The organism is Novosphingobium ginsenosidimutans (genome assembly GCF_007954425.1).
GTDB classification, from domain to species: Bacteria; Pseudomonadota; Alphaproteobacteria; order Sphingomonadales; family Sphingomonadaceae; genus Novosphingobium; species Novosphingobium ginsenosidimutans.
In genome coordinates this window covers 526,664-541,042 of the sequence record NZ_CP042345.1, presented here as the reverse complement: position 1 = coordinate 541,042, position 14,379 = coordinate 526,664, and the positions used below count along the sequence as shown (strand labels likewise).

Genomic DNA, 14,379 nt, shown 5'->3' with positions numbered 1-14,379 from the left:
TGGTCGCGCCGCAAGAGGAGGCAGCAATGCTGGCAGTGGAATGCGATAAGGCGGCGGGTTTTGCCGAACTGACGCTTGATGGCGCGATGACCGGCGATGAATATGCCAAGGTCATCAGCGCGATCGACGATGCGCTGCAAAGCCACGACAAGCTCAACCTGGTCTGCGTGCTGCGCCATTTCGGCCCTGTCGATTGGTCGATCTGGCCCAAGGACCTTGTGTTCCACGCCACCCACCGCAACTGGATGAAGCACGTCGCGATCGTCAGCGACATGGGCTGGGTCGAGCCGACCATGAAGGTCTTCGCGCCGTTCTACGCCGCCGAGATCCAGTGCTTCCCGCTCGCCAAACTGGACGAGGCGCGCGCCTGGGCCCGCACCGGATCGATCACCAGGGCGGCGGACTGAGCGGGCCTAGCGCCCCCACTTCTTCTGGCTCTTCCCGAACCGGGTCTTCCTCGTCCCCGGCTTGCCCTCGTTGCTGCGGCCGACGATCGGCGCCTTGCGCTCGCCTTCGGGCAGGCCCAGTTCTGTCGCTTCGAGGCGGCGGATTTCGTCGCGCAGGCGGCCGGCTTCCTCGAACTCCAGGTCGGCGGCGGCGGCGCGCATGCGGCCTTCCAGTTCCTCGATATAGGCGCGCAGGTTGTGGCCGACGAGGTTGTTGCGGTCATCATCGTCGATCTCGACCAGCACCCCGTCGCGGCTGGCGGTGTCGGCGACGATATCGTGGATGTTGCGCTTGATGCTTTCGGGCGTGATGCCGTGGAGCTCGTTATAAGCGCGCTGCTTTTCGCGGCGCCGGTCGGTCTCGGCAATGGCGCGCTCCATGCTGCCGGTCATCCGGTCGGCATAGAGGATCACCCGCCCATCGACGTTGCGCGCCGCGCGGCCGATGGTCTGGATCAGCGAGGTTTCGCTGCGCAGGAAGCCTTCCTTGTCGGCATCCAGGATCGCCACCAGCCCGCATTCCGGAATGTCGAGGCCCTCGCGCAGCAGGTTGATCCCCACCAGCACGTCATAGACGCCCAGCCGCAGGTCGCGGATCAGCTCGATGCGCTCCAGCGTCTCGACGTCGGAGTGCATGTAGCGCACGCGCAGGCCGGCCTCGTGCATGAACTCGGTCAGGTCCTCGGCCATCCGCTTGGTCAGCGTGGTGACAAGGGTGCGATAGCCGGCTGCGGCGGTCTTGCGGCATTCCTCGATGCAGTCCTGCACCTGGTCCTCGACCGGGCGGATTTCCACCGGCGGGTCGATCAGGCCGGTCGGGCGGATCACCTGTTCGGCAAAGACCCCGCCCGATTGCTCCATTTCCCAGCCGCCCGGAGTCGCCGAAACGGCCACGGTTTGCGGCCGCATCGCGTCCCACTCGTTGAAGCGCAGCGGGCGGTTGTCGATGCAGCTGGGCAGGCGAAAGCCATATTCGGCCAACGTGATCTTGCGGCGATGGTCCCCTTTGGACATCGCGCCGATCTGCGGCACGGTCTGGTGGCTTTCGTCGACGAACAGCAGGGCATTGTCGGGGAGATACTCGAACAGCGTCGGCGGCGGCTCACCCGGCAGGCGGCCGGTGAGGAAGCGGGAATAGTTCTCGATCCCCGCGCAGCTGCCGGTCGCCGCGATCATTTCCAGGTCGAAATTGGTGCGCTGCTCCAGCCGCTGGGCCTCGAGCAATTTGCCTTCCGCTTCCAGCTCCTTCAGCCGCTCGGTCAGTTCAAAGCGGATCGCGTCGGCCGCCTGCTTCATCGTCGGGCCGGGCGTGACATAGTGCGAATTGGCATAGACGCGCACGGAGGAGAGCTTGTCGCCCGCCTTGCCGGTCAGCGGATCGAATTCGGCGATGCTCTCGATCTCGTCGCCGAAAAAGCTGATCCGCCAGGCGGTGTCTTCCAGGTGGCTGGGGAACAGTTCCAGGTTATCGCCGCGCACGCGGAAGGTGCCGCGCTGAAAGGCGGCGTCGTTGCGCTTGTATTGCAGGGCGACGAGCTTGCGAATGATCTCGCGCTGGTCCTCGCTCGCCCCCACCTTCAGGTCAAAGATCATGGCCGAGTAAGTCTCGACCGAGCCGATGCCATAGAGGCACGAGACCGAGGCAACGATTATCACGTCATCGCGTTCCAGCAGCGCCCGGGTGGCCGAATGGCGCATCCGGTCAATCGCCTCGTTTACGCTCGATTCCTTCTCGATATAGGTATCGCTGCGCGGGACATAGGCCTCGGGCTGGTAGTAGTCGTAATAGGAAACGAAGTACTCCACCGCGTTCTCGGGGAAGAAGCTCTTCATCTCGCCATAAAGCTGCGCGGCCAGGATCTTGTTGGGCGCGAGGATCAGGGCCGGGCGCTGCGTCGCCTCGATCACCTGGGCCATGGTAAAGGTCTTGCCGCTGCCCGTTACCCCCAGCAGCACCTGGGTCTGGTCCCCGGCCTGCACGCCCGCCACCAGCTCGGCAATCGCGGTCGGTTGGTCCCCGGCGGGCTGGTATTCGGACACGATCCGGAACGGCCGCTGCCCCGCGGCCTTTTCAGGCCGGGCCGGCTTGTGCGGCACGAAGTCGGCAGAGGTATCGGGCTCTTCCAGACCGCGGCGGATGATGAGCTGAGACATCTTGCAGACTATGGGGGTTTGCGGTTTGTTCCGCAACAGGCTTCGCGCTCAGCGGAGCTTTCGGGCCGCCGCCTGGCTGCGCCGCAACTCAGCGCGGGCGTGATTGAGGTCGGTATAGCAATAGGGTCCGACGCGGTAATGCGTGACGCTGTAGGACACGATCGCATCTGCCTCGCTCTGGATCACCACCGCTTCCCGGTTGTCGTCAGTCAGGCTGGCGGCGTGATCGGGATGGGCGGCGGTCATGATCGTGTCCTCTCGCGGGGGCGCAGGCGGAAGATATTCCATGGCGAGGCATAGCTGCCCATCCGCTGCGACGGCGCGAGCGACGGCGCATTGAGGCTGGCGGAGTCGGTGGCGGCGCGGCGCGCCGGGAACAGGGCGGCAAGGCGGGCGAACAGGCGTTGGCGCAGGGCCATGGGCAGTATCCTTGATCAAGAGTGCAGTGCAGCCGAGCTGAGGGGACTGATCGCGCCTGCGGGGCAGAACAGCCGGCGGTCGCGCGCCCGCTATCTGCTTCACAGGGCACGACTAGCCTGCCCGAACCCGGACAAGATCAGGCCTTGCGCAAGTTCGTGGCGCGGCAATCCCCGACGCCGTCGCTGCGGGGCTCATAGCTGAACCGGTCGTCTTCCTGGGGGATATAGGCGGGTCGGTGCAGGTCTGCCCGGGCAAAGGGCAGGCGCTCACCCCCGGCATCGGGAAAAATGAACCCGGCCCCCAGCATGGCATCGTAATTGGCGATCTTGCCGGTCAACATCATGACGCTTCTCCTTGTGGCCCGCGCAGCCGGAATGGACGCGCTGACGCTATTCGGCGGAAAAGCTGGAAAGGGGCAGGCCAGTAAGTGGCGCCGCCGGATGCCGGACCCTTCGACAGGTAGCTTGCCGGGTATAGCCCGGATCGCCTCCATCCACAACGCGCATCGGCCGTTGCGGGGGTGCGGGAAAGCGGCGCGGAACAGCGCCTTGACCGGAAACGGGGTGAGGCGAGTGGGGCGGCTGCGAAGGGCAGGCCGGATCGAGCGGGCTAAGGCGGATGACTGGTCGCCTGCGCGCGGCTTGCCGCGATAGCGACGGGACGATGTAAAATTTATCTTGCTTAGGCAGATATTTAGCGTAGCTTCTACCCATCAGCCAAGGTTTCGGAGGCCGTGTGATGAGCAAGCCCGAATTAACCCCGAAGATGATCGAAGACCTTCGCGAAGATATGCTGCGGCGGATTCGCGATATCGATGAGAACGCGATGGTCCGGATCTCAATCGGCCGACCTATTGCGGAAGACCTGGGCCACTTTTCGGATTGGCATGACAAGTGGCGTGACAAGGATGGCGGCTGGAGCGATGGCTTTGGCCGATCGCCGCCTTGATGGATCCGGCGAAGAGTGGCCATTCCCCTTCTAATCGTACAGCCAACTTCGTTCTGCAATCTGGATTGCCGCTATTGTTATGTCCCGAACCGCGAGGTGAACGACAGGCTTCCGGGCGCGGACCTGCGGCTAATCCTTGAAAACATCAACCTCGCCCTTGGCGACGAGTTTGAGTTGCAATGGCACGCCGGCGAGCCGCTGACTGCAGGGAAGTCCTTCTATCGCCAGGCCAATGCTACAATCCGCGCGTTCGAGGCGTCTCGCGGCGTTCGGGTCCACCAGTCGCTCCAAACCAACGGCACTCTGATTGATGACGAGTGGTGTGAGATCTTCAACGAGTTTGAGATCGGGATCGGCGTCAGCATTGACGGGCCGCAGCCGCTGCATGATCTGAACCGTCGGGCTCGATCGGGCAGGGGCACGCATCAATCGGTCATGCGAGGCATCGACTTGCTGCGCCGCCATGGCAGAAATCCTGCGGCCCTTTCGGTTGTGACGCTTGAAACGATCAGGAACGCGGAACTCTGGTTCAATTTCTTCGTCGACAACGGCTTCGACCGGCTGGGCTTCAATATCGAGGAAATTGAGAACGCGAACTTCGCGACCTCATTTGGTCAGTCGAACACGTACGATGCGCAGTTCCGGGCATTCATCGAAGAAACATTCGCTTTATATCTGCGAAATCAGGAAAAAATCGATGTTCGGGAATATCGGAACGTTGTGCAGATATTGCAGGAAATCAGGAAGAATAAAGATTTTCGAAGAACGCCGGAAGAGGCCAAGAAGGGTCAAATCTCCACGGTCGACAGGTTGGGGAACGTTTATCCGTACAGTCCGGAGTTCGCCGGAATCTATGCTCCGGCATTCAATGGCTTCACGATTGGGAACCTGAAGAACGATAGCTTGAACGATATCTTCAAATCGGAAGCCGCAGCCAGGATCGATGATGCCATATCGCGCTCTGTCGAGCGCTGCCGCAGCGAATGCGCCTATTTCCAGCTTTGCGGGGGTGTGTTCTTCTCAAACAAGTTTGCCGAGCACGGGCATCTCTATGGAACCGAGACCGGCACCTGCCGCAGATCGGTCAAGATCATGTTCGATGCCGTAATCGGACTGCTCGAAACGCAGCAGCTGGCCTGACTGACCGGACGGATCGAATCTTTCGCCCCATCAGGCCGCCGAACAGCCAATGTCGCCGCCGCCTTACAGGTTACCGATGCGGGCAGTGGCTTGGAGCGAGCGACGGCACGGCAGAACCGCCGACCGACCTGGCAGGTCCCGCCATCATAGGTCGAGCTTGACTCTGATCGCCCCGTGATCCGACGCTGCAGTCGAATGGCCGGTTATGCCGGGCAGGGGGGTGATGCCCAGCTCGGGCTTGTCGGCGGCCACGGGCATACCCTGGCGCAGCACTTCGACGCCGCGCACCTTGGCGGCGAGGGCGGGGGAGACCATCACATAGTCGATCTGGTTGAACTGGCCGCGATAGAAGTAGGTCCAGCGATCATTGGCGGGCTGGTTCACCACGTCGAAGACATCCCGGATATGGGGTGAGGTGGCGAGAGGGCTGATTGGGCCGCTATCAGGCGTGTCGTTGAAATCGCCAACTACTGCGTAGTAATCGATCGTTCCAGCATAGCGCTGGGCGACAATCTCGGCCACCCGCGCGGCCTGCCCCTTGCGGCGGGTATCGGATTCGGGCGAGTTGTTCATCTTGCTCTTGAAGTGATTGAGCAACAGGAACAGCGATTCCCCGGACGGCAGCTGGCATTCGATCTCAAGGCAATCGCGGCTGAAAATGCCCTTGCCGGCCTTTTTGTCGAAGGCGTTGGTCTGGATCCGGCCTAGCGTCGGCGTGCGCAAGTAGAGCCCCAGATCGATCCCGCGCGGATCGTTGGGGGAATCGATCGATAGATGCTGCTTGTAGCGATAGTTGAGCAGTTCGGCGTTGAACGAGCGGAGCGCCTGGTTGCCCTCCACCTCGACCAGGCAGAGGATATCGGCGTTGATCTGCTTTATCATCGCGGCGGTGTTGAGCCGCTGCTGGTCGCTGAAATTGGCGCGCAGGAACTGGATCCCGCCGATCCAGTCTCCGCGACCGCTGGCTGTCACCCGGCGGTTATTACCCCTACCCGTGAACAGCTTGCCCACGTCTTCTTGGATTTCGATGAAGCGCGACAGCTCGTTGTCCAGCGCCTTGATCCGGGCCTTGTCGGCAGCGGAGTAGCTATCCTTGTCGATCAGGTTCTGCAGCTCTGCCACTTGCGCCAGCCGCTGGTTGATCGCGGCCTGATCCTTGAGGTTGAGGATCGCCGGACGATCGAACAGGTTTTCGACGTTATAGGTCGCAAGGCTGATCATGATTCGCTCCCAAGTTGGCTATCACGGGAAAAATCTTAGGCGAGTCAATCCTATCCGTCCGTGATGACGGTCACGCGACAACCGATCTGCCCTGCGGCGGCGAAGTGCGGAACTGGGTCTGTCCGCTATGGAGCGCCGCATCCGCGACGAAGCTCGCCGTCCTCTCGACTTGTGCGCATGTTCGCCCCACACTCGCTGGCCAAACGGAGGGACAGGATGAGCGAAAGTTTGAGCCGGTCAGTTGCTGGCAAAGTCGTGCTGGTCACGGGTGCGGGTAGCGGCATGGGGCGCGCGACGGCAGAGGTCTTTGCGGCCGAGGGGGCGCTTGTGGCGCTGACCGACCTGGCGGGCAGCGCAATCGAGGACATTGCGGCGGACCTGCGCGCCAAGGGCCACCAGGCGCGCGCCTGGGTGCTGGACGTGAGCGATCACGTGGCGATCCGCGCCGTGGTGCCGGAAGTGGCCGCGGCGTTCGGCGGGCTGGACGTGCTGGTCAACAATGCCGGCATTTCCAGCTTCTGCCCGATCGATGACGAGGAGCACTATGACCTGATCTGGGACCGCGCCGTTACCGTGCTCCTGACCGCGCACCAGCGGCTGATCCGGGCGGCGCTGCCATTCCTGCGGCAATCGTCCAGCCCCCGCATCGTCAACATCGCCAGCACCGAGGCGCTGGGGGCGACCAGTCGCGACAGCCCCTACTGCGCTGCCAAGGCCGGGGTGACGGGGCTGACCCGCGCGCTGGCGGTGGAGCTGGGCAAGGAAGGGATCACCGTCAACGCGATCTGTCCCGGCCCGATCGTGACCGGCATGACCGAGAAGGTCAGCGAAGCCGACAAGGAAGTCTTTGCCCACCGCCGTACCGCGCTGCGCCGCTATGGCCAGCCGGAAGAAGTGGCACATATGACGCTGAGCCTGTGCCTGCCCGCCGCCAGCTATATCACCGGGGTGACGATCCCGGTCGATGGCGGGCTGATGGCAAGGAACGCATGAGGCAAGGCGTGATCGCGCGGTTGTTGCCGCCCGATCCCGGCGGCGCGGGTGGATCGCGCGCGGCGGCGTGGTTCCTGGTGCTCTACGGGGTGCTGATGGCGGTGCCGGGGCTGATCCATGCCTTTGCGCCGGATGGCGGGATCGGCACGATCGGCGGGGTCGACCTGAGCAGTGACTTTGCCCGGATCCGCGCGATGACAGCCTGGGCCGGGGCCACCCAGATCGCCCATGGCCTGGCCTGCATCGCGGTGGGACTGCGCTATCGCGCGCTGGTGCCGCTGTTCCTGCTGATTGCGCTGGGCGAGCGCCTGGTGCTGAGCTGGTCGGCCTGGATTGCGCACACGCCGCCGGGCGGGCACCACCCGCCGGCGCATTATGGCGATCTGGTCAGCCTGCCGCTGCTGGTGCTGTTCCTGTGGCTGGCGCTGCGGCGGAGCGATTGAGGCCGCAGGCCGGGTAGCTGAGGGCCCGAAACGGATAAGGCAATGCCTGAAGCAGAATCCGCTCGCCGATCTATAACGGCGGTTGGTCGGAGACGAAGGACTTTGGTCGAACTTCATTGGCCCAGGCTCCCGCGCGGAGCCTAGGCCACCGTCCAGGAGGCCGCCCTGTGGGGAGGGCGGTGCGTTGGATGGACTGCCAGTCGTGGCGCGGGGGCTCGCACGGACTGGCGGTGGGAGAATGACTGATGTTGCCGAAAAGCCCTGCTGCCGCGCTGCGCCGCGCTGCCCCGCCCTTGTGGATTGGCCTCTTGGCCTGTGCCGCGCCGGTCATGGCCCAGGATGGGCCGGCAAACGACACGCCGCCGCCCAGCGCCGCCGTCTCCGAAGGCGAAGGGGCGAGCCGGACCAAGGTCTACCAGGCCGATTTCTTCATAGCCTTTTCGCCCACCACTGCCCTCGACATGGTGCGCCGGGTGCCGGGTTTCGCGATCGAGGAAGCGGACCGCGAAGTGCGCGGCTTCAGCGGCGCGGCGGGCAACGTGGTGTTCAATGGGGCGCGGGCCACATCTAAATCCGATGAACTGGCGGCCCAGCTTGCCCGCATTCCCGCCCGCCGGGTGCTGCGGATCGAGGTGGCGCCGGGCGATGTCTATGGTTCCGACTTTGCGGGGCGCAGCCAGGTGCTCAATGTCGTCACCACCAAGGCCGGCGGGATCGACGGCAATCTCAAGGCCAGCGTGACCCGCATCCACAGCGGGCGGGCTACGCCCAACCTGGAAGGCGCGGTCGTGATCCGCAGCGGCCAGTCCACCTTCAACCTCTCGGCCGAAAGTGGCCGCCGGATCCAGAGCGAGATCGGCTTTGACGAGCTGAGCCGCGCGAGTGACGGCGTGCTCTTGGAGCGGCGCGACAAGCGCAACGAGATCCGGGAGCGCAACCCTGCCTTTGCGGCCAGCTGGGCGCACGATGGCGGGACCAACAAGGCGGCGCACCTCAACCTGCGCTATGCCCCAGGCGGCTTCAAGCTGACGCAGTTCAACCATGTCACCCCGCTGAACGGCCCGGAGCGCGACGACCGGCTGACCCAGGACTACAGCCCCAAGCGGTTCGAGATTGGCGGCGACCTGACCCGGCCGCTGGGCGGCGGGGCGCTCAAGTTCGTGGCGCTGGCCAACCGGCGCGAGCGCGATGACTTCGATGCCTATTACACCCGGCAGGGCGAGGCGGTGATCGGCGGGTTCGAGCAGGATACCACCTCGCGCTATGACGAAGTGCTGGGCCGGCTGACCTGGACCCATCCCAAGGTGGCGGGCTTCGCGTTCGAGCTGGGGAGCGAGGTGGCCTATAACAAGCTCAACAACGCGACCGACCTGTTCCTGCTTGGCCCCAATGGCGCGCGCAACAAGATCGACCTGCCGATTGACCGGGCGACGGTGGATGAGCTGCGCAGCGAAAGCTACGTCAACCTCGGCCGCCAGCTCACGCCTTCGCTGCGGCTCGATACGACGCTGGCCTTCGAAGTCTCCAAGCTGACGGTCAGCGGCGATACCAGCGCGGAACGCTCACTGAAGTTCTTCAAGCCGGGCATGACGCTTGACTGGAAGGCCGGGGGCGGCTGGCACGTCCAGGCTTCGATGCGGAGGCAAGTGGCGCAGCTCAATTTCTATGACTTCATCTCAGCGGCCGAACTGGCGAATGATCGGGTCAACGGCGGCAATGCCAACCTGCGGCCGCAGCGGACCTGGGAAGCGCGGCTGACAGTCGAGCGGCCGGTGCTGGGCAAGGGCCAGATCCGGCTGGAGGCCGGCTATGACTGGGCCAGCGACCTGCAGGACCGGATCCTGACGCCCGAGGGCTTTGACGCACCCGGCAATATCGGTTCGGGCACCCGCAAGTTCGTGCAGGGCACCTTTGATGCCCCGCTCGACACGCTGGGCCTCAAGAGCACCCGGCTCAAGCTGACCGGCGGCTGGCAGGAGCATTCAGTGCGCGATCCGCTGACCGGGCAGGAGCGCCCATGGAGCGGCTTCCGCCCGGCCTGGAACTGGAGCGCGGAACTGCGCCGCGATGCCGGCCAATGGTCCTATGGCCTGCAGGTGTTCCGCGAGGCGACCAGCACGGTCTACCGGATCGATGAGATCGACCGGTTCTTCAACTCGGGACCCTTCGGGATCGCCTTTGCCGAATACCGTCCGGACAAGAAGACCACGATCCGGTTGGATCTCGAGAACGTGTTCGACGTGGCCGGCCAGCGGCAGCGGACGTTCTATGACCCCGACCGCCGCCAAGCGCTTGCCTCGGCAATCGAGTTCCGTCACCGCGACGCGCACGCCGCGGTGACGCTCTCGGTCAACCGCACCTTCGGCGCGGGTTGATCGTCAGGCCCAGTAACTAAGCCGGGTAGGCGAGGGTCTCGAAGCGCTCGAGGTGATGATCGATGCTGCCGAACTGGCCTTCAATCATCGTTCCGCGCTTGAAGTAGTGGCCGATTGCCAGTTCCATGGTGATGCCAATGCCGCCATGGGTCTGGATCGCGTTCTGGCCGACGAACTTCAGGCTGCGGCCGACCTTGGCCTTGGCCATTGAGACCGCGGCCTTGCGGGCCTCGGCGGCTTCGTCGAGCTTCAGCGTGCCCATCAGCGCCATCGACGAGACTTGCTCGGCCTCGACGAACATGTCGCTCATGCGGTGCTGCAGGACCTGGAACTTGGCGATCGGCTGGCCAAATTGCTTGCGCTGCTTGGTGTATTCGACCGTCTGGTTCACCATGGTGCGGGCAATGCCGCTGGCTTCGGCGCAAACTGCCATGGTCGCTTCATCGACCACGCGTTCGATCAGTTCGATCCCGCCAGTCAGCAGCGCCTCGCCCGGAATGGCGACGTTTTCGAAGTAGACTTCCGACGCCATGAAGCCATCGACGGTCGGATAGTCGCGGCGGGTGATGCCGGGGCGGTTGGCTTCGATCAGGAACAGCTCGACGCCGGCGCGGTCACGGCGGCCGCCGCCGGTGCGGGCGGTGACGAGCAGGTGGGTCGCCCAGGGGGCGGCATAGACCACGCCCTTGTGACCATTGAGGACATAGCCCGCGCCATCGGCCTTGGCCGTGGTGCCGATATCGGCCAGGTTGTAGCGGCCCTGCGGCTCGGCATAGGCAAAGGCGATCACGCAATCGCCGCTGATGATCGCGGGGATGGTCGCTTCGGCCAGCGCGCCGCCGGCGTGCTTCAGCGCGCCGCCGCCGATCACCACGGTCTGCAGCCACGGCTCGATCGCGATGACCTTGCCGAATTCTTCCATCATGATCATGTTTTCGAGGGCACCGCCGCCCATGCCGCCATGCTCTTCGGCAAAGGGCGCGCAGGTCAGGCCGAGCTCGGTGGCAATTGCCTTCCAGATGCCCGGATCACGCCCTTCGGGGCTGGCCAGCATCTTCTTGCGGCTTTCAAAATCATAGGTGTCGGCCAGGAACCGCGCGAGGGTTTCGCGCAGCATGCCCTGGGTTTCGTTGTAGCTCAGATCCATTGGATAAATTCCTCGTCCCTCGCCTGCCGCTCCGCTGAGCAGCGGGGAGCCAGCCGGTGCTGCCGGCCATGGCTCCCCGCCGAAGCGGAACTGACAAGCCCCAGTTTACTGCGTTATCAGAGGCCCAGCACCATCTTGGCGATGATGCCGCGCTGCACTTCGTTTGAACCACCGTAGATGGTGGTCTTGCGCATGTTGAAATAGCTTGGCGCGGTGCGGTGGGCCCAGTCGGGTCCGATCGGGTGCTCGTTATCGCCTTCGCCAAAACCGCGGAAGTAGGGCGCGCCATAGTGGCCGGCCGCTTCAAGCGCGAGGTCGGTGATCCGCTGCTGGATCTCCGAACCCTTGATCTTGAGGACCGAGCTTTCCGGCCCCGGACCCTTCCCGGCGGCTTCACCCGCCAGGGTGCGCAGCTCGGTATATTCGAGGGCGGTCAGGTCCATTTCCAGTTCGGCCACCTTGCGCCGGAAGAACGGGTTGGACAGCAGCGGCTTGTCGCCATCCATCTCCGCCGTGGCGATCGCCTTGATCTTCTCGATCCCGCGCTTGGAACCGGCAACGCCGGCAATGCCGGTGCGTTCGTGGGCGAGGAGGAACTTGGCGCAGGTCCAGCCCTTGTCCTCTTCATAGACCCGGTTTTCGATCGGCACGCGCACGTTGTCGAGGAACACCTCGTTCACTTCATGCTCGCCGCCCAGGGTGATGATCGGGCGCACTTCGATGCCCGGCGTCTTCATGTCGATCAGCAGGAAGCTGATGCCTTCCTGCTGCTTCACGTCGGGGTTGGTGCGGACCAGGAAAAAGCCCCAGTCGGCGTGCTGGGCCATGGTGGTCCAGGTCTTCTGGCCGTTGACGACATAGTGATCGCCGTTGCGCTCCGCCTTGGTGCGGAGCGAAGCGAGGTCGGAGCCGGCGCCCGGTTCCGAATAGCCCTGGCACCACCAGTCCTCGCCCGACAGGATGCGGGGCAGGAACTTGGCCTTCTGTTCGGGCGTGCCGAAAGTGTAGATCACCGGGCCGACCATCGACAGGCCGAAGGGCATCAGGCGGATGCAGTCGGCGCGGGCGGTTTCTTCGGAGAAGATGAAGCGCTGCGTCGGGGTCCAGCCAGTGCCGCCGTATTCCACCGGCCAGGCGGGGGCGACCCAGCCCTTCTTGTGCAGGATGCGGTGCCAGGAGAGGAAGTCTTCCTTGGAGAGCTCGTCGCCCTCATCCTGCTTGCCGCGCAGCTCGGCCGGATAGTTCTCGGCAATGAAGGTCCGAACCTCGTCGCGGAAGGCAAGGTCCTCGGGGCTGAAATCGATGTCCATGTTCCTCGATCCTCTGGTTATGCTGTTGCGGCGCAAAATGGCCCGGAATTGCGCGCGTAGCAAGGATCGGTTGCAAGGCAGGACCAAAGACCTAGGCGGGCGTGACGCTGTCGTTACGGCATGCTGGCCTTGGGGCGGGCAGGCGCAGTTGGCAGGTTCCGCCGCAATCGCTAGCAACAGCGGCAGGAGGGCCTTCTTATGCGCCGAATCGCTCTGGCACTTGCCACCATCCTGCCACTTGCGGCCTGCGGGCAGGAGCCTGCCCAGCAAGCGCCTGACCAGGCTGCGGCCAAAGCTGCCGCGAAGGCACCGCAGCCCGAGCCTGGGCAATACCGCGTGACGATGAAGGTCAGCAACATCGCCTTTCCCGGGATGAGCGGCGCGATGGCCGAAAAGGCGAAGACGATGTTTGGCGGCACCGGCCATACCAGCGAGTTCTGCCTGACCCCGGCCGATGCGCAGAAGGGGCAGGAGGAATTCTACAAACGCACCGCCGAGGGTGACTGCAAGTATGAGAAGTTCAGCGCCACGGACGGATCGATCGACGCCGTGATGGTGTGCCAGACCGGCAAGGGCATGACCGCGCGGACCGAGATGAAGGGGACCTTCAGTTCGGTCCGGTCCGATATCACCCTCAAGACCCAAAGCCAGGTGCCGGGCGCGCCGGGCGGCGGCATGACCATGGACGCCCAGATCATTTCCGAACGCATTGGAGACTGTACTTGAGCCACCCCTTCCGTTTCGACCGCGCCATTTCCCGCCGCCCCGGTGCTTCGGTGGTGAAGGGCCTGCGCGCCGGGGGTGGCCCCGATCCCTCACTGGAAGGCGTGCTGGCTGAACACGCCGCCTATGTCGCCGCGCTTGAGGCGGCCGGGCTGGCGGTGACTCTGCTTGATCCGCTGGAAGACTTTCCCGATGCGATCTTTGTCGAGGATCCCGCACTGGTCTTCCCCGACTGCGCGGTGCTGCTCAACCCCGGCACGGAAAGCCGCGCGGGTGAGGGTGCCTACCTGCGTCCGGCGCTGGCGGCGATGTTCGATACCGTGCTCGACCTCCCCGAAGGCCACGCCGACGGCGGCGATGTGCTGGCGATGGACGGCGCGGTCTATATCGGCCTCTCCGCCCGCACCGATCGCCAGGGGGCCGAGGCGCTGGCCCGGCTGCTGGAAGGGACCGGACGCAAGGCCGTGGTGGCGGAAACGCCGCCCTCCGTGCTCCACCTTAAAACCGCCAGCTCAATCGTGGACGAAGAAACGATCCTCGCCACCCGCGAACTCGCCGCCAGCGGCGTCTATGCCGGCTACCGCGTGCTGGAGATCCCGGCGGGCGAGGAAGCCGGCGCCAACGTGCTGCGCGTCAACGACACGATCCTGGCGGGCAGCCGCTTCCCGCGCATCCTGGACCTGCTGGACGGGCATGGGGCCAAGGTCGTTACCCTGGAGAACAGCGAGATCGAGAAGATCGACGCCGGGTTTACCTGTATGTCGTTGCGGTGGTTCGGGGGGTAGCGGCCGTCCAAACCTTTCCAACCTTCCAAAGTCCCCGTCACCCCGCACTTGATGCGGGGTCCCGCTTGTCCTGTTGGCCTGGCGCAAGGCCGCAAGAAGAAAGCCCAGCCCCGGATCAAGTCCGGGGTGACGACAATGGGAATGGGATCGGGCTGGTCTCTGCCCTCCGCCCATTTTCCTACACCGCCGCCGCCTGATACAAGCGCGGCGGCTCTTTCCAATCGTTGATCCTCACCGCCGCCGACCAGCGCCAAAGCCCGCTGCGCCGGGCTGC

At 64.4% G+C, this 14,379-nt stretch carries 15 protein-coding genes; 8 read left to right on the top strand and 7 right to left on the bottom strand.

Annotated features, from left to right (window positions below; all coding sequences use genetic code 11):
• The first annotated feature begins 26 nt into the window (after window positions 1-26).
• On the top strand, window positions 27-407 hold the full coding sequence (locus tag FRF71_RS02695; RefSeq protein ID WP_147089112.1) for a SpoIIAA family protein: 381 nt from the start codon (window positions 27-29) through the stop codon (window positions 405-407).
• A 6-nt stretch (window positions 408-413) separates the two neighbouring features.
• Here the strand turns inward: FRF71_RS02695 and uvrB are convergent, their stop codons facing one another.
• The 4 genes from uvrB to FRF71_RS02680 all read right to left on the bottom strand — a co-directional run bounded on the left by uvrB (window position 414) and on the right by FRF71_RS02680 (window position 3,363).
• Window positions 414-2,600, bottom strand: a complete 2,187-nt coding sequence (uvrB, locus tag FRF71_RS02690; protein WP_147089111.1) for an excinuclease ABC subunit UvrB — start codon at window positions 2,598-2,600, stop codon at window positions 414-416.
• A gap of 48 nt (window positions 2,601-2,648) precedes the next feature.
• Entirely contained in the window at window positions 2,649-2,846 is a 198-nt protein-coding gene (locus tag FRF71_RS02685) for a hypothetical protein (RefSeq protein ID WP_147089110.1), read from the bottom strand.
• Entirely contained in the window at window positions 2,843-3,019 is a 177-nt protein-coding gene (locus FRF71_RS15395; RefSeq protein ID WP_161597869.1) for a hypothetical protein, read from the bottom strand. Before FRF71_RS15395 ends, FRF71_RS02685 begins: the two co-directional genes overlap by 4 nt.
• Before the next feature lie 137 nt (window positions 3,020-3,156).
• Window positions 3,157-3,363: a cold-shock protein gene (locus tag FRF71_RS02680; RefSeq protein ID WP_147089109.1), complete on the bottom strand. Its 207-nt coding sequence runs from the start codon at window positions 3,361-3,363 to the stop codon at window positions 3,157-3,159.
• A 395-nt stretch (window positions 3,364-3,758) separates the two neighbouring features.
• Here FRF71_RS02680 and FRF71_RS02675 point away from each other — a divergent pair, with 395 nt between their 5' ends.
• Window positions 3,759-3,968: a hypothetical protein gene (locus FRF71_RS02675; protein WP_147089108.1), complete on the top strand. Its 210-nt coding sequence runs from the start codon at window positions 3,759-3,761 to the stop codon at window positions 3,966-3,968.
• A gap of 15 nt (window positions 3,969-3,983) precedes the next feature.
• Window positions 3,984-5,108, top strand: a complete 1,125-nt coding sequence (gene grrM / locus FRF71_RS02670; protein WP_161597868.1) for a cyclophane-forming radical SAM/SPASM peptide maturase GrrM/OscB — start codon at window positions 3,984-3,986, stop codon at window positions 5,106-5,108.
• 144 nt (window positions 5,109-5,252) lie between these two features.
• On the opposite strand, the gene FRF71_RS02665 is transcribed toward grrM, so the two are convergent.
• Entirely contained in the window at window positions 5,253-6,329 is a 1,077-nt protein-coding gene (locus FRF71_RS02665; protein ID WP_147089106.1) for an endonuclease/exonuclease/phosphatase family protein, read from the bottom strand.
• 216 nt (window positions 6,330-6,545) lie between these two features.
• On the opposite strand from FRF71_RS02665, the gene FRF71_RS02660 reads away from it, so the two are divergent.
• The 3 genes from FRF71_RS02660 to FRF71_RS02650 all read left to right on the top strand — a co-directional run bounded on the left by FRF71_RS02660 (window position 6,546) and on the right by FRF71_RS02650 (window position 10,140).
• Window positions 6,546-7,322, top strand: a complete 777-nt coding sequence (locus tag FRF71_RS02660) for an SDR family NAD(P)-dependent oxidoreductase (RefSeq protein ID WP_147089105.1) — start codon at window positions 6,546-6,548, stop codon at window positions 7,320-7,322.
• On the top strand, window positions 7,319-7,765 hold the full coding sequence (locus FRF71_RS02655; RefSeq protein WP_147089104.1) for a hypothetical protein: 447 nt from the start codon (window positions 7,319-7,321) through the stop codon (window positions 7,763-7,765). Before FRF71_RS02660 ends, FRF71_RS02655 begins: the two co-directional genes overlap by 4 nt.
• 245 nt (window positions 7,766-8,010) lie before the next feature.
• Window positions 8,011-10,140 carry a TonB-dependent receptor gene (locus FRF71_RS02650; RefSeq protein ID WP_147089103.1) on the top strand — a complete coding sequence of 710 codons (2,130 nt, stop codon included), beginning with the start codon at window positions 8,011-8,013 and terminating at the stop codon, window positions 10,138-10,140.
• 16 nt (window positions 10,141-10,156) lie between these two features.
• On the opposite strand, the gene FRF71_RS02645 is transcribed toward FRF71_RS02650, so the two are convergent.
• Window positions 10,157-11,287 (bottom strand): acyl-CoA dehydrogenase family protein, encoded by a 1,131-nt coding sequence (locus FRF71_RS02645; protein ID WP_147089102.1) that lies wholly within the window; start codon window positions 11,285-11,287, stop codon window positions 10,157-10,159.
• A gap of 116 nt (window positions 11,288-11,403) precedes the next feature.
• Window positions 11,404-12,597, bottom strand: coding sequence for an acyl-CoA dehydrogenase family protein (locus tag FRF71_RS02640; RefSeq protein WP_147089101.1), 1,194 nt, complete (start codon window positions 12,595-12,597; stop codon window positions 11,404-11,406).
• Between the two features lie 198 nt (window positions 12,598-12,795).
• Between FRF71_RS02640 and FRF71_RS02635 the strand changes: the two genes are divergently transcribed.
• Both FRF71_RS02635 and FRF71_RS02630 read left to right on the top strand, forming a co-directional pair.
• Window positions 12,796-13,323 (top strand): DUF3617 domain-containing protein, encoded by a 528-nt coding sequence (locus tag FRF71_RS02635; RefSeq protein ID WP_147089100.1) that lies wholly within the window; start codon window positions 12,796-12,798, stop codon window positions 13,321-13,323.
• Window positions 13,320-14,105 carry a dimethylarginine dimethylaminohydrolase family protein gene (locus FRF71_RS02630; RefSeq protein WP_147089099.1) on the top strand — a complete coding sequence of 262 codons (786 nt, stop codon included), beginning with the start codon at window positions 13,320-13,322 and terminating at the stop codon, window positions 14,103-14,105. Before FRF71_RS02635 ends, FRF71_RS02630 begins: the two co-directional genes overlap by 4 nt.
• Window positions 14,106-14,379 lie beyond the last annotated feature (274 nt).